Origin of the sequence: Streptomyces sp. NRRL B-24085, assembly GCF_001282115.1 — a bacterium.
Taxonomy (GTDB): Bacteria; Actinomycetota; Actinomycetes; order Streptomycetales; family Streptomycetaceae; genus Streptomyces.
This window is the reverse complement of record NZ_LJBR01000029.1, coordinates 19309-39113: the sequence shown is the minus strand read 5'-3', so window position 1 is coordinate 39113 and position 19805 is coordinate 19309. Positions and strand designations below refer to the sequence as shown.

General features: G+C 69.6%; 19 protein-coding genes. 13 read left to right on the top strand and 6 right to left on the bottom strand.

Annotated features, from left to right (window positions below):
- Positions 1–257 precede the first annotated feature (257 nt).
- From AOJ26_RS04050 to AOJ26_RS04020, 7 genes are read left to right on the top strand one after another with little or no spacing between them, the layout of a single operon-like run.
- A complete protein-coding gene (locus tag AOJ26_RS04050) occupies positions 258–1865 on the top strand; it encodes a glycosyltransferase family 2 protein (protein WP_234358437.1) in 1608 nt (535 codons plus the stop codon).
- Complete coding sequence (locus AOJ26_RS04045; protein WP_053846776.1) at positions 1862–2869, top strand: glycoside hydrolase family 26 protein; 1008 nt, start codon at positions 1862–1864, stop codon at positions 2867–2869. The genes AOJ26_RS04050 and AOJ26_RS04045 overlap by 4 nt, the downstream gene beginning before the upstream one ends.
- Positions 2866–4533, top strand: a complete 1668-nt coding sequence (locus AOJ26_RS04040; RefSeq protein ID WP_053846775.1) for a glycosyltransferase family 39 protein — start codon at positions 2866–2868, stop codon at positions 4531–4533. Before AOJ26_RS04045 ends, AOJ26_RS04040 begins: the two co-directional genes overlap by 4 nt.
- A complete protein-coding gene (locus AOJ26_RS04035) occupies positions 4530–6071 on the top strand; it encodes a glycosyltransferase family 39 protein (RefSeq protein ID WP_053846774.1) in 1542 nt (513 codons plus the stop codon). The genes AOJ26_RS04040 and AOJ26_RS04035 overlap by 4 nt, the downstream gene beginning before the upstream one ends.
- Positions 6072–6103: 32 nt before the next feature.
- A complete protein-coding gene (locus AOJ26_RS04030) occupies positions 6104–7444 on the top strand; it encodes a UDP-glucose dehydrogenase family protein (RefSeq protein WP_053846773.1) in 1341 nt (446 codons plus the stop codon).
- Positions 7441–8202 (top strand): polyprenol monophosphomannose synthase, encoded by a 762-nt coding sequence (locus AOJ26_RS04025; protein WP_053846772.1) that lies wholly within the window; start codon positions 7441–7443, stop codon positions 8200–8202. Before AOJ26_RS04030 ends, AOJ26_RS04025 begins: the two co-directional genes overlap by 4 nt.
- An 8-nt stretch (positions 8203–8210) precedes the next feature.
- Positions 8211–8738, top strand: a complete 528-nt coding sequence (locus tag AOJ26_RS04020) for a GtrA family protein (RefSeq protein WP_078959735.1) — start codon at positions 8211–8213, stop codon at positions 8736–8738.
- A gap of 75 nt (positions 8739–8813) precedes the next feature.
- On the opposite strand, the gene AOJ26_RS04015 is transcribed toward AOJ26_RS04020, so the two are convergent.
- Positions 8814–9701: a hypothetical protein gene (locus tag AOJ26_RS04015; RefSeq protein WP_053846771.1), complete on the bottom strand. Its 888-nt coding sequence runs from the start codon at positions 9699–9701 to the stop codon at positions 8814–8816.
- Between the two features lie 513 nt (positions 9702–10214).
- Here AOJ26_RS04015 and rplM point away from each other — a divergent pair.
- The 3 genes from rplM to glmM all read left to right on the top strand — a co-directional run bounded on the left by rplM (position 10215) and on the right by glmM (position 12734).
- Positions 10215–10658 (top strand): 50S ribosomal protein L13, encoded by a 444-nt coding sequence (gene rplM, locus AOJ26_RS04010; RefSeq protein ID WP_053846770.1) that lies wholly within the window; start codon positions 10215–10217, stop codon positions 10656–10658.
- A 41-nt stretch (positions 10659–10699) separates the two neighbouring features.
- Positions 10700–11221 carry a 30S ribosomal protein S9 gene (rpsI, locus tag AOJ26_RS04005; RefSeq protein ID WP_053846769.1) on the top strand — a complete coding sequence of 174 codons (522 nt, stop codon included), beginning with the start codon at positions 10700–10702 and terminating at the stop codon, positions 11219–11221.
- Positions 11222–11375: 154 nt separating this feature from the next.
- Positions 11376–12734 (top strand): phosphoglucosamine mutase, encoded by a 1359-nt coding sequence (gene glmM, locus AOJ26_RS04000; protein WP_053846768.1) that lies wholly within the window; start codon positions 11376–11378, stop codon positions 12732–12734.
- A gap of 105 nt (positions 12735–12839) precedes the next feature.
- Here the strand turns inward: glmM and AOJ26_RS03995 are convergent, their stop codons facing one another.
- From AOJ26_RS03995 to AOJ26_RS03985, 3 genes are all read right to left on the bottom strand, one after another.
- Entirely contained in the window at positions 12840–13760 is a 921-nt protein-coding gene (locus AOJ26_RS03995) for a DUF389 domain-containing protein (protein ID WP_053846767.1), read from the bottom strand.
- A gap of 26 nt (positions 13761–13786) precedes the next feature.
- Positions 13787–14755, bottom strand: coding sequence for a type I pantothenate kinase (gene coaA / locus AOJ26_RS03990; protein WP_179200376.1), 969 nt, complete (start codon positions 14753–14755; stop codon positions 13787–13789).
- 80 nt (positions 14756–14835) lie between these two features.
- Positions 14836–15783 (bottom strand): CbrC family protein, encoded by a 948-nt coding sequence (locus tag AOJ26_RS03985; RefSeq protein ID WP_234358436.1) that lies wholly within the window; start codon positions 15781–15783, stop codon positions 14836–14838.
- Positions 15784–15911: 128 nt separating this feature from the next.
- Between AOJ26_RS03985 and glmS the strand changes: the two genes are divergently transcribed.
- Positions 15912–17759: a glutamine--fructose-6-phosphate transaminase (isomerizing) gene (glmS, locus tag AOJ26_RS03980; RefSeq protein WP_078959734.1), complete on the top strand. Its 1848-nt coding sequence runs from the start codon at positions 15912–15914 to the stop codon at positions 17757–17759.
- Here glmS and AOJ26_RS03975 read toward each other — a convergent pair.
- Both AOJ26_RS03975 and AOJ26_RS03970 read right to left on the bottom strand, forming a co-directional pair.
- Entirely contained in the window at positions 17720–17935 is a 216-nt protein-coding gene (locus AOJ26_RS03975; protein WP_234358435.1) for a DUF397 domain-containing protein, read from the bottom strand. The genes glmS and AOJ26_RS03975 overlap by 40 nt on opposite strands.
- An 8-nt stretch (positions 17936–17943) precedes the next feature.
- The gene (locus AOJ26_RS03970) at positions 17944–18747 is read right to left on the bottom strand and encodes a helix-turn-helix domain-containing protein (RefSeq protein WP_053846763.1); all 804 of its coding nucleotides are present in this window, start codon (positions 18745–18747) and stop codon (positions 17944–17946) included.
- Between the two features lie 237 nt (positions 18748–18984).
- Between AOJ26_RS03970 and AOJ26_RS03965 the strand changes: the two genes are divergently transcribed.
- Together AOJ26_RS03965 and AOJ26_RS03960 are read left to right on the top strand one after the other, a co-directional pair.
- Positions 18985–19392: an ATP-binding protein gene (locus AOJ26_RS03965; RefSeq protein WP_053846762.1), complete on the top strand. Its 408-nt coding sequence runs from the start codon at positions 18985–18987 to the stop codon at positions 19390–19392.
- A 29-nt stretch (positions 19393–19421) separates the two neighbouring features.
- On the top strand, positions 19422–19793 hold the full coding sequence (locus AOJ26_RS03960) for a holo-ACP synthase (protein ID WP_053846761.1): 372 nt from the start codon (positions 19422–19424) through the stop codon (positions 19791–19793).
- The last annotated feature ends 12 nt before the right edge of the window (positions 19794–19805 follow it).

Genomic DNA, 19805 nt, shown 5'->3' with positions numbered 1-19805 from the left:
TGACAAGAAGCGCACGACCGGAGCCATCTGCCCGGGTCGTCCCGATGTGAAACCTGTTAGTTACATCAGCCTTCAACAAAAATAAGGCACATAAACGGACTTGTCGGCCATAAGTCTCCGCAGTGCCCTTACGTCATTCACATCCCTCGGATAACCTTTCACATCTGGCCCCTTTGTTCGAAAGGGGCTCTTTGGGGTGGGGAACACGCGGGCCCATGGCCCGGAGGGTAGGAATGTCATCCATTGACTCTGCCCGCATGTCCGGAGCGACCGGTGCCGGGGGGCACCGTTCCGCGCGGCGTGGAGGAAAGCGCGGTGCCGAGCAGGCATCCCTGGGGCTTCTGCCCGCGCCGCCCTCGCATGCGGAGAAGTATTCGTACGTCAAGAGGCGCCTGTGGGTGCTGACGCTCGCCTCGATCGTCAGCTTCGGGTGTCTGACCGTCAGTCAAGTGGCGCTGGCCAAGGCCAGCCCGCTCATGTGGATCTTCGCGCCGCCGCTGTTCTTCACCGTCGTCTACTACCTCGTGTCGCTGCGGGTCAACGGCTTCACCCGGGACTTCGACTTCGAGTACCACCAGCAGCTCGTCCGTGGCTGGCGGCCGGCGGTCTACCCCAGCGTCGACGTCTTCCTGCCGGTGTGCGGTGAGCCCATCGAGGTGCTCCACAACACCTGGACGCATGTGCGGCAGTTGGCCGACCGGTACCCGGGCGTGTGCGTGCCCTTCGTCCTCGACGACGGAGCGAGCCCGGAACTCGCCGCCATGGCCCGCGATTTCGGCTTCCGTTACGGCACCCGGGAGAACCGCGGCTGGTTCAAGAAGGCCGGCAACCTGCACTTCGGGTTCGGTCAGTCCGACGGCAAGTACATCCTGATCCTCGATGCCGACTTCACGCCGCGCTCCGACCTCCTGGAGGAGCTGCTGCCGTACATGGAGACCGACGAGCGCATCGGGATCGTGCAGTCCCCGCAGTACTTCCGGGTGCTGGACTCGCAGAACTGGATCGAGCGCGGGGCCGGCGCGGTGCAGGAGCTGTTCTACCGCTCCGTGCAGGTGTCCCGGCAGAACAGCGACGGTGCCATCTGCGTCGGCTCCTGTGCCATCTACCGGCGGGCCGCGCTGGAGACCAACGGCGGTACGACCCTCATCGAGCACTCCGAGGATGTGCACACCGGGTTCGACCTGCGGGGTCTCGGCTGGGACCTGAAGTACGTGCCGGTCGCTCTGTCCACGGGCGTGTGCCCGGACACCGCCGGAGCCTTCTTCAACCAGCAGTACCGCTGGTGCTCCGGCTCCATGTCGCTGCTGGGCAGCAAGAAGTTCTGGGACGCGCCGATACGTTTCTCCAGTCGGCTCTGCTACATGTCCGGCTTCTTCTACTACATCCACACGGCGCTCTTCACCTTCTTCGCGCCTCTCGTGCCCGTCATGCTGCTGCTCACCAGCCCGGAGATGCTCCAGGTCAAGCACCTGGTCTGGGTGCTGCCCAGCATCGCCTACACGACACTGGTCTTCCCGATGTGGCACAAGGCGCCGTACCGGCTGGAGGCCTGGTCGGCACGGCTGATGTACGGCTGGGCGCACGTCTTCGCCATCTGGGACATCCTGCGCAAGCAGCGCATGGGCTGGCAGCCGACCGGCTCGAAGGGCGCGAAGAAGAACAAGACCCGCCGGTTCTGGCTCGGCATGTGGATCTGGAGCGGTGGCACGGCCGTGGTCTGGGTCGGCGCGGCCGTGTACCGCCTGTTCACCGGCTACCCCCCGGACTTCGCCCTCGTCCTGTCCTCCGGCCTGTTCTACGCGCTGGTCGTCGCGCGGGCGCTCATCCAGCCCAAGGACCACCACTCAGCAGGTGAGCCCGCATGATGCGCAAGACCGTCCTGCCGCTGTGCGCGGCGCTGATGTCCCTGACGGCGGTCGCCGGCTGCGGTGTGCTCGGCGGCGACGACCCGGCCGCGCAGGCCGCGAAGGAACCGGCCGCCGGCTCCGCCTCGAAGGCGTCCGGGGCGGAACTGCCGTACGACGTGAAACCGCTGCTGCACCCCGACAAGGAGTACTTCGGGGTGGCCCTGGACGGCGCGCCCAGCTCGCTGAAACCGGTGGACGCCTTCGCGAAGAGCGTCGGAAAGAAGCCCAACCTGGTCGGCTCGTACTCGTCGTGGGGCAACGGCTTCAACGCCGTGGGCGCCCAGAACGTCTTCGGCGACGGCGGCCTGCTCTACGTGTCGTGGGAGCCGTTCAAGCCCGGCCTCGACAAGATCGCCGACGGCTCGCAGGACGCGTACATCAAGAAGTACGCGGACAGCGTTCGCGAGACGAACGTGCCCGTGGCGATCAGCTTCGGCCACGAGATGAACGGCGGCTGGTACCCCTGGGGCACCAAGGACACGACCCCCGCGACCTTCGTGAAGGCGTGGCGGCACATCCACGACGTCTTCCAGGAGGTCGGTGCCACCAACGTCATCTGGGTGTGGAGCCCGAACGTCATCAACCCGGTCCCGTCCGTGAAGCTGAAGCCGTACTGGCCCGGTGACGCCTACGTCGACTGGGTCGGCATCGTCGGCTACTGGACCCAGACCGGCGCCCACACCTTCGAGACCCTGTACGGCCCGACCCGCAGCCAGATCGACGCGTTCACCGACAAGCCGGTGCTGATCAGCGAGACCTCCGCCGAGCCCGGGCAGCGACGGCGCGCCGACGTGCGCGCGCTGCTCTCGGGGGTGCAGGACGACAAGGACGTCATCGGCTTCCTGTGGTTCAACATCCCCAAGCGGGCCGACTGGCGCATCCAGAGCAGCCCGCTGGCCCTGGCCGAGTTCAAGCGCCTCATCGCCGACGACGACTTCGGATTCGAGGTGCCGCGTTCATGACGACGCAGCAGCAGGACGGCAGTTGGTCGGAGCCCGGCCCGCAGCAGGACTGGCAGCAGCACTACCCGTCCTACGCCGAGCAGCAGCAACAGCAGGTCTACGAGCAGCAACAGCAGCAGGTCCACGGCGACCAGCAGGCGTACGGCTATCAGCAGCCGTACGCCGGGCAGCCCTACATCCCGCAGCAGCCGACCGCCCAGCAGCACTACGCGCGCCCCTACGCGGGCGGCTCCGACGCCGAGTACTACGTCCCGGAGTACACCGTCCTCGACCCCGAGCCGGAACCGGATCCCGAGCCGGGCTATGTGCTGCCGGAAGTCCCGGTGTCGGCCTGGTCGGTCGACAACAGCCGCTCGGCGTGGATCAGCCGGGGAGTCCTGCTCCTCATCCTGCTCGTGCAGGCCGGACTGTCCTTCCGCCTCGACGGCAGCGCCTTCCCGCAGGAGGCGAAGTTCCTCGTGTCCGACGGCGAGCTGTCGGGGCTGGTCGCCCAGCTCGGCCTCGCCGGGGCCCGGGCAGTGAGCCTCGCGTGGGCGCTGGGGGCCACGGCCCTGCTGTTCGGCGCCACCCGGCTGCTGTTCAACGCGCGGGCCGGTCTCGCGGCCGCCGCCATGTACTCCGTGCTGGAGTCGACCGCCTTCACCGGCCGTTACGCCTCCCTGCACTCCCTGTCGCTGTTCCTGCTCGCCTCCGCCCTGTGGCTGCTGGCCCGGACCAGGCAGTCCAGTCCCGCGGCCGTGCTGCTCGCGGCGCCCTTCGCGGCCCTAGCACCGTTCGCCGCGTACTCGGCCGCCCTGTACCTGCCCACACTGACCGTCCTCGCCGTACTGACCGCCTACCGCTTCCGCGGCGCGGGCGCCTTCGTCCGGGGAGCGCTGTTCGCGGGGGCCACCGGTGCCCTGTGCTTCGCGGGTGTCCAGTTCGCCGGTACGCCGAGCGGTTGGAACGTTCAAGGCGCCGACAGCGCCGTCGAACTGCTCAAGGAGAGCGCTCAGTGGGGCGGGGTCGTCCTGCTCGTCGCGGTGATCGGTGCCGTCGGGTTCGTCCGGCGGGCCCGGATGGGCGAGATGCCGTGGGCCGAGGGCAGCGCACCGGGCGCGGTCCGGCGCTCCCTGCTGGGCCTGACGATGTGCGCCACCGCCCTGCTCGCCCCGCTCTACCAGGCCTGGCTGGGCAACGGCAGCTCGCTGTACGTCCACGTCGGCTTCGGACTGCTCTTCGCGGTGCCGATGGCGGGCCTCGGCGTCTCGCGGATGATGGGCGCCCACTTCCGGTATCCGCAGATCGGCATCATGATCTACGTCGCCGCCCTGGTCATCGGCATGGCCCAGACCCGGGAGCTGTACCGGCCGCCGGACTCGGCCGCCATGGTCGGTGCCCTGCGCGAGGTCGTGGACCCCAAGGGCAGGTACCTGACGGACGACCCGGAGATCTCCTCCTACTACCTCCGGGCGCACACCGAGCCCGCGCAGTGGTACCGGGCCGGCCGGGGCGCGGCCCTGTCGGCGGAGGTGAGGAAGGGCTCCTACGACGCGATCGTGCTGCGGGCCTCGTCCGTTCCCGAGGCGCTGCGCGGCAACGCCGACTACCGGCTGCTGGCCGTGCTGCGGCCCTCCGACAAGGACGGCGGACAGGAGCCGTACCGGATCTGGGTGAAGCGATGACGGCGTACACACCATCGGTCGACGAGACGTCCGCCCGGGAACCCGAGGAAGGCGCGCCCGCTGACCGCCGCCGGTCCGCCGAAGGCGCCGGCCGGGGCTCCGCGTGGCTCGTCTTCGTGCTGCCCGCGCTGGTCGCGGCCGCCTGCGTGGTGCCGGGGCTCGGCGACCGCCAGCTCTGGCGCGACGAGCACGCCACCTGGTGGGCGTCCACGATCTCGTGGCACGACCTCGGACGGCTGATCGGCAGCATCGACGTCGTGATCGCGCCGTTCTACGCGGTCATGCACCTGTGGATCGACGTCGCCGGGGACTCGGCGGCCATGCTGCGGCTGCCGGAGGCGCTCGCCATGGCGGTCTCGGCCGGACTGGTCGGACTGCTGGGGCGCCGGATGTTCGCGGTGCGCACCGGGATGCTGGCCGGACTGCTGTTCGCGGTGGTGCCGATGATCACCCGGTACGGCCAGGAGGCCCGGCCCTACGCCTTCGCGACGATGTTCGCGCTGCTGGCCACCCTGTGGCTGCTGCGGGCGCTGGACCGGCCCAGCCTGCGCAACTGGACGCTGTACGGACTCGCCATCGCGGCCACGGGATTCAGCCACCTGGTGGCCATGGCGGTGCTCGCCGGGCACGTCTGGCTCGTCTTCCTGGCCAAGAAGCACGGCGACCGCATCGCCCACTACGCCTTCGCCGGCGCGGCCATGCTGGGACTGTCCATCACCTTCCCGATGGTGGCGCAGGGCACCGGGCAGAGCGGCCAGATCGCCTGGAACGTCACCACGGCCAAGGACTTGACCGAGTTCCCGGAGACCCTGTTCGGGTCGTGGATCACCGGCGGGGCCGTGATGGCCGTCGGCGTGGTCGGCCTGCTGTTGGCCGGGCGGTACTCGGTGCTGCTCGCCGCCTGGGCCGTGCTGCCGCCGGTGCTCACCTTCGTGACGGCCAACCAACTGCACCTCTTCCTGCCGCGGTATCTGCTGTTCACCATCCCGGCCTGGACGCTGCTGGTGGCCGCCGCGCTCACCCGGCTCGTCGGCAGGTTCGATCCCGACGCCCGCCGGGGCACCGGCGTCCAGGTACTGAGCGGGCTGCTGGTCGCGGTCGTGGCGGCGGGGTACGCCTTCGTGGCATGGCCGGCGATCGGCGACGCCAAGAAGGACCTGCCGATGGAACCGGACTTCCGGGGCGCGGCGAACGTCATCGCGTCGGGCGAGAGGTCCGGTGACGGGATGATCTTCAACGGCGGGATGTCGGAGCGCCGGGCCATGGCGTACGAACTGCGGGACCGCGAGGCCCCCAAGGACGTGCTCATGGAGTTCACGCCCCAGCAGAACGGGTCCTACGGCGCCACCGAGTGCCGCAAGCCGGCGAGCTGCCTCAAGGGCACCGACCGGTTGTGGCTGGTCTCCACCGTCAGCGACGGGCGTCCGCCGCTGACCGGCATGAACGAGAAGACCGCGGCGGCGATAGAGAAGTCCTTCAAGGCCGGTCGCACGGTGAGGCTGAACCACATCGTGGTGCAGGTTCTCGAGCGCAAGTAACGGCTGACACGGAGTTGTAAGGAGGCCGCTGAATGCGGCTCACAGTCATCGGCACCGGCTACCTGGGTGCCACCCATGCCGCCTGTATGGCGGAGCTCGGCCACGAAGTGCTCGGGGTCGACGTGGACCCCGAGAAGGTCGCCGCGCTGCAAGGCGGACAGGTGCCGTTCCACGAGCCCGGCCTGCCCGAGCTGATCCGGAAACACACGGCGACCGGGCGACTCCGCTTCAGTACCGACTACGCGGAGGCCGGGGCATTCGGTGAGGTGCACTTCGTGTGCGTCGGCACCCCGCAGCGCAAGGGGTCCGAGGGCGCCGACCTGACCTATGTCGACGCGGCCTTCGCGGCGATCGCCGAACACGCCGCGGACGGCTCGCTGCTGGTCGGCAAGTCCACCGTGCCGGTGGGCACGGCCGAGCGGCTCGACCGGACGCTCGACGCCGAGGTCGCCTGGAACCCGGAGTTCCTGCGCGAGGGCTTCGCCGTCGACGACACGCTGCGCCCGGACCGGCTGGTGTTCGGCGTGCGGTCCTCGCGCGCGGAAGGGATCCTCCGCCAGGTGTACGCGCCCGTCCTCGACGCCGGTACCCCGCTGGTCACCGCCGACTTTCCGACCGCCGAACTGGTCAAGACAGCCGCCAACGCCTTCCTCGCCACCAAGATCTCCTTCATCAACGCCATGGCCGAGGTCTGCGAGGCCGCCGGCGGGGACGTCGGCGTCCTCGCCGAGGCGATCGGGTACGACGACCGGATCGGCAGGAAGTTCCTGCGCGCCGGCGTCGGCTTCGGCGGCGGCTGCCTGCCCAAGGACATCCGCGCCTTCGCCCACCGCGCCGACGAGCTGGGGGTCTCGCTCGCGTTCCTGCGCGAGGTCGACGCGATCAACATGCGCCGGCGCGACAAGGTCGTAGGGCTGGCGCGCGAGCTGTGCGGCGGATCGGTGCTGGGGGCCCGTATCGCCGTGCTCGGAGCGGCTTTCAAGCCCGACTCCGACGACATCCGTGACTCTCCGGCGCTCAATGTGGCCGCACGACTGCGTCTCGACGGCGCCGACGTCACGGTGTACGACCCCGAGGCGCTGGACAACGCCCGCAAGGCGTTCCCGCTCCTCGGCTACGCGATGTCGGCCGAGGAGGCGCTCGGGGGCGCCGATCTGGTGCTGCATCTGACCGAGTGGCCGCAGTTCCGGGAGATCGACCCGGAATCGGCCGCACAACTTGTGTCCCGTCCGCGGATCGTGGACGGCCGGGGGACGCTCGACGCGGGCAAATGGAGCGCGGCGGGCTGGCACTTCCGGGCGCTGGGCAGACCCGCGCCCGTCGGGGAGGGCACCCTTCGGGGCCTTCAGGGGAGGGAAAGAGAAAGACAATGACGGCCTACGACAGACACCCCGGCGTACCGGTCACCATCGTGATGCCGACGTACAACGAAGCGGGGAACCTGCCCCGCATGGCGGAGCTCGTGCTCGGTCTGCCCATCGACGGGCTGCACCTGAAGATCGTCGACGACTCCAGCCCGGACGGCACCGGACGGATCGCCGAGGAGCTCGCCGAGAAGTACAACTGGGACGGGCGGCGCCGGATGAGCGTGCTGCACCGGACCGAGAAGGACGGGCTCGGGCGCGCCTACGTGGCCGGCATGAGTGCCGCGCTGGACGAGGGCGCCGCCTACGTCGTGCAGATGGACGCCGATGGCAGCCACCCTGTGGAAGCGGTACCACGCATGCTCGGTACGGCCGTCGCGTCCGGGGTGGGCCTGGTCGTGGGCAGCCGGTACGTGGAGGGCGGCTCGCTGGACGAGGAGTGGGGCAGGCACCGCGTGCTGCTGTCCCGCTTCGCCAACCGCTACGCCCGCACCGTGCTCGGCACCAAGATCCGGGACATCACCGCCGGCTTCAACCTGTGGTCGGCCGCCACCCTGCGGGACATCGACCTCGCGACCCTGGACAGTGCCGGCTACAGCTTCCAGGTCGAGCTGAAGTTCAAGGCGGTCCGGGCCGGACACAGCGCCGTCGAGATCCCGATCCGATTCGAGGAGCGCACCGAGGGAGTCTCGAAGATGAACCTCTCGACGCAGATCGAGTCGGCAGTGATGCCGGTCCGGCTGCGCCTGCGCAACCGACGGGGCTGAACGCGACGGTGAGCAGCGGACGTCACGCGCTTCCCTCCAGATTCGGGAAGCTGTACCGCGAGATCGCGAAGTTCGGCATGGTCGGCGCGTCGGGCTTCGTGGTCAACCTCGCGGTCTTCAACCTCATCAGGACCGTCACCGAGTGGCAGACCGTCCGGGCGAGCGTCCTGGCCACGGTCGTCGCGATCCTCAGCAACTACCTCGGGCTGCGCTACTTCGCGTACCGCAACCGGGACCAGGAGGACCGCAACAGCCGCAGGAAGGAGCTGACCCTCTTCCTGCTCTTCAGCGCGATCGGACTGGTCATCGAGAACTCGGTCCTCTACGCGACGACCTACGGGCTCGGCTGGGACGGCACGCTCGCCACCAACGTCAGCAAGTTCCTCGGCATCGGGGTGGCGACCCTGTTCCGCTTCTGGTCCTACCGCACCTGGGTCTTCAGGACGGCCGGGAGCAGGCGTACGGCCGGCAGCATGCCGGAACCCGTCGCGCCGTACCCCGAGCCCGCCCTGAGCGGCTCCTGGGAACGGACCTGAACGGGGAGCGGGCCTGAACGGGCGAGCGGCCCCGGACGAGAACCGGACCCGGCGCGCCTGTCCAGGCGCGCCGGGTCACTCGCTCGCGGCCGCCGACGCCTGGGCCTCGCCGCGGCGGTGGATCTGGCGGAAGGTGAACTCGGCCAGGTTGTCGCCGATGCTGAAGACCGCGGTGTCCTTCTCCGTGACGTTCTTGCCGCTGGCGAAGCCGGCGATGGTGAAGTACGCGTAACGGCCGTAGGAGTTCGAGGTCGTGCGGCAGATCGCCGAATTGCAGAAGGCCTTGACCGCGCCGCCGGGCAGCGACTTGACGATGTCCTTCTTGGTGTTGACCTGCCCTTTCGCCTTCGTCGCCTGGGCCTCCGTGTCGAAGACGGCCACGCCGACGGTCACCGAGACGCCGTCCTTGGTGTAGCTGACCCGCATGAACTGGGTGCAGCCGTCGGCGGCGAGGATCTTGCCGAGGCTGGCCTGGACGCCGTCCGTCGCGGCGCAGTTCTTCGTGTCGGAGGTCGTGCCCTTCTTGTACACGGTCGAGCCCATGGTGAGCTGGGTGCCCGGGAAGAGGATCTTGGCGCTGAGCGGGGCCGAGTCCTTGGCCTTGCTGGCGATGAAGTCCTTCGGGTCCAGCGGCGGCGGGGCGCTGGTCGGCGCGAACGACGGGGCGGTGCCGCTCGCGCTGGGGATCGCCGCGGCCGGCAGCGAGGACGTCGGCTTGTTCGCCTCGTCACCGCCGTTCGCCGACACGACGGCCATCGCCACGGCGGTGCCGATCGCCACGGTGGCGAGCGCGCCGCCGACGATGAAGAACAGCCGGCGCCGTTTGTTGCGGATCTCGGAGGCCTCGGCGAGCGCGGCCCAGTCCGGAGTCTGCTCGCTCCCGCCGCTGCTCCACGGCTGCTGCGACTGCGGTTTCCAGGGATCCCACTGGGACGGGGGTCCCCCCTGCTGCCCAAAGCTCATGGGGCGCATCTTAGACGGGCACGCGGTCCACTGCTCCGCCCCCAACAAGCCCCTGAGTCCCCGGCGTTCGGGGAAGAAGCACGGGCAAACATGACATCTCCGGGTGATTGGTGTGGCGTTCTGCCTGGCCGCCACCTCCGACGCCGGTGGAGGACATCGGAACACCCACGGCACATGTGGCGCGGGCCACGTTCGGGCACGGCCACGGACAGCACGGTGACATGCCCACGCCCGTCGGGGCGCCCGCCGCGTCATGACCCCCGCAGAGGGTGCGCCCGGCGCGGCCGTACGCCTGCGGGCTCGTTTTGACCCGTCCGTGGGGCCGCGGGTATCCTGCTTCTTCGTTGTGTATCGGCCTCCTCATTCTCACCGAGTGGCCTTTACCTAGGTTCCCTGGAGCAGTTACCAGTGGGCGGCATACGGGCAGTGCCCGGCCATTGTCGTCCCCAGCTGCACGATCGCTTCAGTGATGCCATGTGTCAGCACCCATCCACTGAAGAAGAAGGCTGCGAAGTGCGTACGTACAGCCCCAAGCCCGGCGATGTGACTCGCCAGTGGCACGTCATTGACGCTCAGGACGTCGTCCTGGGCCGTCTCGCCACCACTGCCGCCTCCCTGCTGCGCGGCAAGCACAAGCCGATCTACGCCCCTCACGTCGACACCGGTGACTTCGTCATCATCATCAACGCCGACAAGGTGCACCTGTCCGGCAACAAGCGGACCCAGAAGATGGCGTACCGCCACTCCGGCTACCCGGGTGGTCTGCGCTCCGTCCGTTACGACGAGCTCCTCGACAAGAACCCCGAGAAGGCCATCGAGAAGGCCGTCAAGGGCATGCTCCCCAAGAACACCCTGGGCCGTCAGATGCTCTCGAAGCTGAAGGTCTACTCGGGCGACCAGCACCCGCACGCTGCCCAGCAGCCGGTGCCGTTCGAGATCACCCAGGTCGCGCAGTAAGTCCGGCCACCCCCTAAACAGAAGAGAATCTGAGGAGAATCGTGGCCGAGACCACCGTCGAGACGCCCGTCGAGGGCGAAGAGATCGTCGACATCGACAGCTACACCACCGAGTCCGAGGTCCCCGTCGAGGGCGAGTACACCTCGGAGTCGCTCGCGTCCCGCTTCGGCGACCCGCAGCCGGCCGCCGGCCTGGGCCGTCGCAAGAACGCCATCGCCCGCGTCCGGATCGTCCCGGGCACCGGCAAGTGGAAGATCAACGGTCGCACCCTCGAGGACTACTTCCCGAACAAGGTGCACCAGCAGGAAGTCAACGAGCCCTTCAAGGTGCTCGAGCTCGAGGGCCGCTACGACGTCATCGCCCGCATCTCGGGTGGCGGCGTCTCCGGTCAGGCCGGTGCCCTGCGCCTCGGCGTGGCCCGCGCGCTGAACGAGGCCGACGTGGACAACAACCGCGGCGCCCTCAAGAAGGCCGGCTTCCTCCGCCGCGACGACCGCGCGGTCGAGCGCAAGAAGGCCGGTCTCAAGAAGGCCCGCAAGGCTCCGCAGTACAGCAAGCGTTAATCGCAGCTGCCTGTACGTCCGAACGCCCCGGCGGCACGCCACAGTGCCGCCGGGGCGTTCGTTTATCACAGCCTTAGGCGTATAACGGCACAAGGCGCTCAAAGGCTCATGTGATCGGATGATCTCCGTTACTGACGCTTTCTCAGGAGGACAAGTGGGACGACTCTTCGGCACGGACGGCGTGCGCGGTGTCGCCAACGCGGATCTGACGGCCGAGATGGCGCTCGGTCTGTCGGTCGCGGCGGCGCACGTGCTGGCCGAGGCGGGTACGTTCCAGGGCCACCGGCCGACCGCGGTGGTCGGACGGGACCCGCGCGCGTCCGGGGAGTTCCTGGAGGCCGCCGTCGTCGCGGGCCTCGCGAGCGCCGGTGTGGACGTCCTGCGCGTCGGAGTGCTGCCCACGCCCGCGGTGGCGTATCTCACGGGCGTGCTCGGCGCCGACCTCGGCGTCATGCTCTCCGCCAGCCACAACGCCATGCCCGACAACGGCATCAAGTTCCTCGCCCGCGGCGGGCACAAGCTCGACGACGAGCTGGAGGAGCGCATCGAGGCGGTCTACGAGGAGCACAAGGGCGGTGAGCCCTGGGAGCGGCCGACCGGCGGCGGTGTCGGCCGGGTCCGCGAGTACACCGAGGGCTTCGACAAGTACGTGGCCCACCTGATCGCCGTACTGCCGAACCGGCTCGACGGGCTGAGGATCGTCCTCGACGAGGCGCACGGCGCCGCCGCCCGGGTGTCGCCGGAGGCGTTCTCACGGGCCGGCGCCGAGGTGATCACCATCGGTGCCCAGCCGGACGGGCTCAACATCAACGACGGCTGCGGCTCCACCCACCTCGACCTGCTCAAGGCCGCCGTCGTCGAGCACAGGGCGGACTTCGGCATCGCGCACGACGGGGACGCGGACCGGTGCCTGGCCGTCGACCACACCGGCGAGGAGGTGGACGGCGACCAGATCATGGCCGTCCTCGCGCTGGCGATGAAGGAGCGGGGCGCGCTGCGGTCCGACACCGTGGTCGCGACCGTCATGTCCAACCTCGGGTTCAAGCTGGCGCTGGAGCGGGAGGGGCTCCGTCTCGTCCAGACCGCGGTGGGCGACCGGTACGTGCTCGAGGAGATGAAGGAGCACGGGTACGCCCTCGGTGGCGAGCAGTCCGGGCACGTCATCATCCTCGATCACGCGACGACCGGGGACGGGACGCTGACCGGGCTGATGCTGGCGGCGCGGGTCGCGCAGAGCGGGCGCTCGCTGCGGGAGCTGGCCTCGGTGATGGAGCGGTTGCCGCAGGTTCTGATCAACGTGCCCGATGTGGACAGGTCGCGGGTGTCGACGTCCGCGGAGCTGGCTTCCGCCGTCGCCGAGGCGGAGCGGGAACTCGGTGAGACGGGACGGGTGTTGTTGCGGCCGTCGGGTACGGAGCCGCTGGTGCGGGTGATGGTCGAGGCCGCGGACATCGATCAGGCGCGGTCGGTGGCGGGGCGGTTGGCCGACGCGGTGAAGTCGGCGCTCGGCTGAACTGCCGGACAGGGGCGGGGGATTCTTGTGCGTCGCGGGCAGCGGGCCCGTCGTCGCTGGTCGCGCTCACGCGGCGGAGCCGCATATCGACGCAGCCCCGCGCCCCTAACGGCGTTTCCGCCAGGCCCACTTCTGGAGCAGCAGGGTCACCGTGCCCGCCAGGACGATGCCCAGGAGGTTCAGGAGGAGCTGTTCCGTCGAGCCCCAGGTCTGCTTGGTGTCGCCGTAGCTGAGGGCCACCGCGGCGTTGGCGGCTGCCGGGACCGTGGTGACCGAGATGGCCACACCCACCAGGGCGCCGGACTTCGCTGACGTCAGGGAGAGGGTGCCGGCGGCGCCCGCGAGGACGGCGACGATGAAGGAGAAGGCGTCCGGGGCGTAGACGAAGCCGGTCTGCGGCCGGTCGCCCTCCAGCTTGCCCTCGCTGAACAGGTTCAGCGCGTCCATGAAGAGACTGAAGCCCACCGTCACGGCCATCGCCACGGCGAAGCCGGCCAGCAGGGCGATCAGGGAGCGCAGGGCCAGGCGGGGCGCGCGCTGCACGATCGAGGTGGAGATGCCGGCGAGTGGGCCGAACTCCGGGCCCACCGCCATCGCGCCCACGATCAGCACCGCGTTGTCGAGCACCACACCGCAGGCCGCGATCATCGTGGCCAGGGTGATGAAGGCGAGGTAGGTGGCGGAGAGCGTCGACTCCTCGTGCGTGGCGTCGGTCAGGTGCTCCCACAGGACCGCGTCCGCGCCCTCCCCGGGTGCCTCCGCCTCGGCCTTGTCGGCGCGTTTCGACAGGGACAGGTCGATGTTCTCGACCGCGATGGAGCCGCTGGCGTCGAGGCCCAACTCCTGGAGTTCGCTGAGGAGTTCGTCGCCGGCCTCACGGGCGACGTCGCACAGGACGACGTCCCCCTCCGGGTTGCGGGCCGCGCCCGGCAGCACGACGAGATGGGTGGTGCCGACCGTCCCCTCGATCAGACGTACCACGTCGGCGGTCTGGTCGGACGGTGTGATCAGGCGCAGATGCAGCATGACGCCTTTCTAACAGGCGCCGGTGGTCACAGCTTGCGGAGGCTGAGCTTGCGCACCTTGTGGTCCTGGCCCTTGCGGATGACGAGGGTGGCGCGGCCGCGGGTCGGGGCGATGTTCTCCACCAGGTTGGGCTTGTTGATGGTGCGCCAGAGGGTGCGGGCGTAGTCGAGGGCCTCCTCCTCCGAGACCTGGGTGTACTTCCTGAAGTAGGAGTCGGGGTTCTGGAAGGCGGTCTGCCGGAGCTTCTTGAACCGGCTGAGGTACCAGCGCTCGATGTCCTCGGCGCTCGCGTCGACGTACACGCTGAAGTCGAAGTAGTCGGCGAGACCGACGCGGGTGCGGCCGTCCGTGCCGGGCAGGGCCGGCTGAAGGACGTTCAGTCCCTCGACGATCAGGATGTCGGGGCGGCGGACGGTGAGCCGCTGGTCCGGGACGATGTCGTAGATCAGGTGGGAGTAGACGGGGGCGGTGACCTCGTCCTTGCCCGCCTTGATGTCGGCCACGAAACGGGTCAGCGCGCGGCGGTCGTACGACTCCGGGAAGCCCTTGCGCGACATGAGCCCGCGGGCCTCCAGCTCCCGGGTGGGGAGAAGGAAGCCGTCGGTGGTGACCAGCTCGACGCGGGGGTGCTCGGGCCAGCGGGACAGCAGCGCCTGGAGGAGTCGGGCGACGGTCGACTTGCCCACCGCGACCGATCCCGCGACCCCTATGACGAACGGGGTGCCGGACTGGGAGCCCTGCTCGCCGAGGAAGGTGTTCAGGGCGCCTCGGAGGCCGTCCGTGGCGCCCACGTACAGGTTCAGCAGCCGGGACAGCGGGAGGTAGATGTCCCGCACCTCGTCGAGGTCGATGACGTCCCCGAGACCACGCAGCTTCTCGACCTCGTCGGCGGTGAGGGGGAGCGGCGTCTTGTCGCGCAGCGCACTCCACTCCGCTCGGGTGAGGTCGACGTAGGGAGTCGCCTCCGGCTTGTGCCGGTGGGCGCTCCGGGGCATCGGGGAGACCGGAGAGATCACAGTCCATTGTTAACGGAGTTTGAACGGGGTGGGGGGTGGGGTGCGTCACGCGGGGCCCGTCACGTGAAGTCCGCGTAGGCGAGGTGGGTCGCACAGACCCGGCAGCGGAAGAGGTACGCGGTGGGCCGGTCGTCCTTGTCGAGGGAGCCGAGGAATCCCTCGACCTCCTCCGGCGGCCAGGTCCACTCGGCGCACCGCCGGCGGAGGTCCGCCACGGCGTCCGGGTACCGCTGGAGTTCCTCCGCCCCGGCGCGGCCGAGGAACGCGGCACCGTCGCCGCAGTGGGTCAGCCAGGTCGACGACTGCCAGGCGGTGAAGCCGGGCGTGTGCCGCAGGACCGCGGTCACGACGTCTTCCGGTACGTCCCCCTCGATGCCGTCGGCGAAGGTGGCGCCGTAGCGCTCGGCGGCCTTGCCGAAGGCGATGCAGTGCGGGCAGATGCCGCTGTCCGGGGCGTCCGCGGTGTACACGGGTCCCGTGTACACCCAGCCGCGTTCCTGTCCGCAGCACACGCACCGGTCGTCGGAGGCGGTGACGGAACCGGTGGCGACGGGGCTCGGGTGGTAGGGGAACGAGGGAAGGGCCGGGCGTCGGCGGGGCTCCGGCTGCGGGGTGATCAGGAGCTGGATCGCCTGGCCGGTCAGGGCCTCGGGGGCCACGACGACCGCTTCCGCGCGCAGGCTCTCCGGGAGGTGTCCGCGGTCGGCCTCGCTCGTGATGATCATCGGGCAGTCGAGCGGCATGACGCCCGCGCCGGTTCTCCGGACGAGTGCGGCCACGTGATCGAGGATGCGGCCGGGGGAGAAGCGGTGGAACGTGAGGCCCAGAACGTCGCCGTAGACCTCCGACCCGCCGCCGTCCTCGGCTTCGAGATCCCAGGACTCCGGCAGACCGGTGGGGGGCATGCCGCCCACCGTGACGGGGCCGAGGGTGTCGCGTATCGCGGATTCGTCCATGGGGGCGGGTTCCTCGTCCACGAAACGCCAGACGTACATGCTGTAGCTCACGTGGCTCCTGCGACCAGTGGGGATCAGGACCGAACGCCCATGATCGCAGTGTGCCCCGGGGCGGCGATATCCGAATCCGGGCACGAAGTGCCGTGATCCGGTGCGCTGCGCCCCCTAGGCTGCCGCGCATGTGCGGAATCGTGGGATACGTGGGGTCGCAGTCGGCGCTCGATGTCGTGATGGCCGGGCTGAAGCGGCTGGAGTACCGGGGATACGACTCGGCAGGGGTCGCCGTGCTGGCGGACGGCGGGCTGGCGGCGGCGAAGAAGGCCGGGAAGCTGGTCAATCTGGAGAAGGAGCTGGTGGACCGGCCGTTGCCGACCGGGCTCACCGGTATCGGGCACACGCGCTGGGCCACGCACGGCGGGCCGACGGACGCCAACGCGCATCCGCATCTGGACAACGCCGGGCGGGTCGCCGTCGTCCACAACGGGATCATCGAGAACTTCGCCGCGCTGCGCAGCGAGCTGGAGGAGCGGGGGCACGAGTTGGCCTCCGAGACCGACACCGAGGTCGTGGCGCACCTGCTCACCGAGGAGTTCTCGGCGACGGCCGACCTCGCGGAGGCCATGCGGCTGGTGTGCCGGCGGCTGGAGGGGGCGTTCACGCTGGTCGCGGTGCACGCCGACGAGCCGGACGTGGTCGTGGGCGCCCGCCGGAACTCGCCGCTCGTGGTGGGCGTGGGGGAGGGGGAGGCGTTCCTGGCGTCGGACGTGGCCGCCTTCATCGCCCACACCCGCTCCGCGATCGAACTCGGACAGGACCAGGTCGTGGAGGTGCGGCGCGACGGCGTGACCGTCACCGGGTTCGACGGCCGGCCCGCCGACGTCCGTTCCTTCCGCATCGACTGGGACGCCTCCGCCGCCGAGAAGGGCGGCTACGACTACTTCATGCTCAAGGAGATCGCCGAGCAGCCGAAGGCGGTCGCCGACACCCTGCTCGGCCGTATCGACGCGGCCGGTTCCCTGACGCTGGACGAGGTCCGCATCTCCGACGCCGAACTGCGGGAGGTGGACAAGGTCGTCATCGTGGCGTGCGGTACGGCCTTCCACGCGGGGATGATCGCCAAGTACGCCATCGAGCACTGGACCCGGATTCCGTGCGAGGTGGAGCTGGCGAGCGAGTTCCGCTACCGGGACCCGATTCTCGGACCGCGCTCCCTCGTCATCGCCATCTCCCAGTCCGGGGAGACCATGGACACCCTCATGGCGCTGCGGCACGCCCGCGAGCAGGGCTCCAAGGTGCTGGCGATCTGCAACACCAACGGCTCGACGATCCCCCGGGAGTCGGACGCCGTGCTGTACACACACGCGGGACCCGAGGTCGCGGTCGCGTCGACGAAGGCGTTCCTCACGCAGCTCGTGGCGTGCTACCTGGTCGCGCTGTACCTGGGGCAGGTACGCGGGACCAAGTGGGGCGACGAGATCACCGCCGTCATCCGGGACCTGTCGCACATCTCCGGCGAGGTCGAGCGGGTGCTGGAGACGATGGAGCCGGTGCGGGCGCTGGCGCGGTCGCTGGCCGGCAAGGACACCGTGCTGTTCCTCGGCCGCCATGTCGGCTACCCGGTCGCGCTGGAGGGCGCGCTGAAGCTCAAGGAACTCGCCTACATGCACGCCGAGGGCTTCGCGGCAGGGGAGTTGAAGCACGGGCCGATCGCGCTGATCGAGGAGGACCTGCCCGTGGTCGTGGTCGTACCCTCGCCCCGGGGACGGTCCGTGATCCACGACAAGATCGTGTCCAACATCCAGGAGATCCGGGCCCGGGGCGCGCGCACGATCGTGATCGCGGAGGAGGGCGACGAGACGGTGGTGCCGTACGCCGACCATCTGATCCGGATCCCGGCCACCCCGACGCTGCTCCAGCCGCTGGTGGCGACCGTGCCGTTGCAGGTGTTCGCGTGTGAGCTGGCGACCGCCCGGGGCAACGAGGTGGATCAGCCGAGGAACCTGGCGAAGTCCGTCACGGTGGAGTGAGGTTCCTTCAGTTCGCTGAGGAAGGCGGCGAAGGCTTCGGTCGGGAGGGTGAGGACGGCGCCGGCCGGGGCCTTGGAGTCGCGGATGGATATGTGGGTGGGGTGGGTGGCGATCTCGACGCAGTTGTTGCCGTCGCCGCCGCCTGAGTAGGACGACTTCCGCCAGTTCTCGGTCACGGGGTGCCTCACAGTTCCTTGCCCAGCCTGTGGATGAAGTCACGGGACCGTTCAGGGTCCAGTGACGCGTCCTTCACTCTATGGAAGAGCGTTCGAAAGACGCCGAGCTGGGCTTCGGAATCGACGAAGGCGGTGCCGTGGGGTGCATCACGAACGGCGGTGTCCAGCCGGGGCACGGGGCCACCGGCGAGCATCATGGTGCTCCACGTTCCTCCGAATCCGTCCAGGTCGAAGGGGATCACGCGCACGGTGATGTGATCCGCTTCGGAGCGTGCGAGGACGTGGGCGAGCTGGGCACGTGAGGCGGCGCGGTCCCCGAGTCGGATGCGCAGCGCCGCCTCATGGATGACCGCCTCGTACGGGACCGTGATCCGCTGGCGCTCCATGCGGTGACGTACACGCAGTTCGCGCTCCTCGTCGGGGAGTTCTGGGACCCTGGACGAGAAAGCGGCGCGGGCGTAGTCCGGCGTCTGGAGCAGGCCGGGGATGAACAGGAACTCCACGTCGTGCCGGTACGTGGAGTGGTGCTCCAACTCCGCGATGTCCAGGAACGGCGTGGGGAGCAGGCCCCGGTACTCCTCCCACCAGCCTCGGGTGCGATCGGTGGCCATCGAGACCAAGGCGTCGATGAACTCCTCGTCCGTGCAGGCGTAATGGGCCGCGAGGCGGCGTAGTCGCTTCTCGCTCACCCCTGCGAGGGCGGACTCGATGTGAGTGATCTGGGCGGGGCTCACACCCAGCAGCGCTGCCGCCTGGCGGGCGGTGAGGTCCGCGGCCTCTCGGAGTCTGCGCAGCTCAGTGGCCAGTCGCATCTGGCGTGCCGTCGGTTCGCGCCTCAAAGCTCTCGAACGCTCCTAGGTCCAACGCGCCTGGGGGCGCGACTCGTTCGGGGTCAGATTACGCGATCCGCTTGCTCTATCTCTATGTATAGATCTACCGTCGGTGATGAGAGGAACGCGCTGTGGAAGCGCACCGCCCCGTCCTGCCAGGACGGCCGTGGCGGCACTGCCACCGCAGCCAACCCCACGCCACCTGACCGGAGTTGCCGCATGCCCGAAAGCGCACCCTGGGAGTACACCCTGTACATCCCGAACGACCTCCGAGCCGTCACCGTCGCCCGCCGCACCCTGCGCCTGATCCTCACCCTGCACGGTCTGATCCGTCTGACGGACACCGCGGAGCTCCTCGCGGCGGAGTTGGTCTCGAACGCCGTACGCCATACGAAGGGGCCGGCCGCGCTGCGGGTGTGCCGGTCGGCCGGGGTGCTGCGGATCGGTGCCTGGGACGCGGACCCCGAACCGCCCGAGCCGCCGGGCGACGTGGATCTGTTGCGAGAGGCGGAGGAGGGGAGGGGGCTGGCGTTGGTGAAGGCGTGCGCCGACCTGTGGGGGTGGCAGCCGTTGGCCAGGCACGGGAACCGGGGGAAGTACGTGTGGTGCGAGCTGGCCGCGGCCTGAGGGCGCCGGGAGGATCGTAGAGTGCCCGGATGAGCATCATCGGGGTCGGTATCGACGTCGCCGAGATCGAGCGGTTCGCGGCGTCGCTGGAGCGTACGCCGGGGATGGCCCGGCGGCTGTTCCTGGACAGTGAGCTGACGTTGCCCAGCGGGGAGCGGCGCGGAGTCGCCTCGCTGGCCGCCCGGTTTGCCGCGAAGGAGGCCCTGGCCAAGGCGCTCGGGGCGCCGGCCGGGCTGCACTGGACCGATGCCGAGGTGTACGTCGAGGACAGCGGGCAGCCCCGGCTGCGGGTCACCGGGACCGTCGCCGCGCGGGCCGCCGCGCTCGGGGTGCGGTCGTGGCACGTCTCGCTCAGCCATGACGCCGGGGTCGCGTCGGCCGTGGTGATCGCGGAGGGGTGACCGGAGCCGCCG

Excerpts from the sequence above, each read along its gene's own strand:
- AOJ26_RS04050 (WP_234358437.1), top strand. The coding sequence starts at position 258 with ATGTCCGGAGCGACCGGTGCCGGGGGGCACCGTTCCGCGCGGCGTGGA.
- AOJ26_RS04045 (WP_053846776.1), top strand. The coding sequence starts at position 1,862 with ATGATGCGCAAGACCGTCCTGCCGCTGTGCGCGGCGCTGATGTCCCTG.
- AOJ26_RS04040 (WP_053846775.1), top strand. The coding sequence starts at position 2,866 with ATGACGACGCAGCAGCAGGACGGCAGTTGGTCGGAGCCCGGCCCGCAG.
- AOJ26_RS04035 (WP_053846774.1), top strand. The coding sequence starts at position 4,530 with ATGACGGCGTACACACCATCGGTCGACGAGACGTCCGCCCGGGAACCC.
- AOJ26_RS04030 (WP_053846773.1), top strand. The coding sequence starts at position 6,104 with ATGCGGCTCACAGTCATCGGCACCGGCTACCTGGGTGCCACCCATGCC.
- AOJ26_RS04025 (WP_053846772.1), top strand. The coding sequence starts at position 7,441 with ATGACGGCCTACGACAGACACCCCGGCGTACCGGTCACCATCGTGATG.
- AOJ26_RS04015 (WP_053846771.1), bottom strand. The coding sequence starts at position 9,701 with ATGAGCTTTGGGCAGCAGGGGGGACCCCCGTCCCAGTGGGATCCCTGG.
- AOJ26_RS03995 (WP_053846767.1), bottom strand. The coding sequence starts at position 13,760 with ATGCTGCATCTGCGCCTGATCACACCGTCCGACCAGACCGCCGACGTG.
- coaA (WP_179200376.1), bottom strand. The coding sequence starts at position 14,755 with ATGCCCCGGAGCGCCCACCGGCACAAGCCGGAGGCGACTCCCTACGTC.
- glmS (WP_078959734.1), top strand. The coding sequence starts at position 15,912 with ATGTGCGGAATCGTGGGATACGTGGGGTCGCAGTCGGCGCTCGATGTC.
- AOJ26_RS03970 (WP_053846763.1), bottom strand. The coding sequence starts at position 18,747 with ATGCGACTGGCCACTGAGCTGCGCAGACTCCGAGAGGCCGCGGACCTC.
- AOJ26_RS03965 (WP_053846762.1), top strand. The coding sequence starts at position 18,985 with ATGCCCGAAAGCGCACCCTGGGAGTACACCCTGTACATCCCGAACGAC.
- AOJ26_RS03960 (WP_053846761.1), top strand. The coding sequence starts at position 19,422 with ATGAGCATCATCGGGGTCGGTATCGACGTCGCCGAGATCGAGCGGTTC.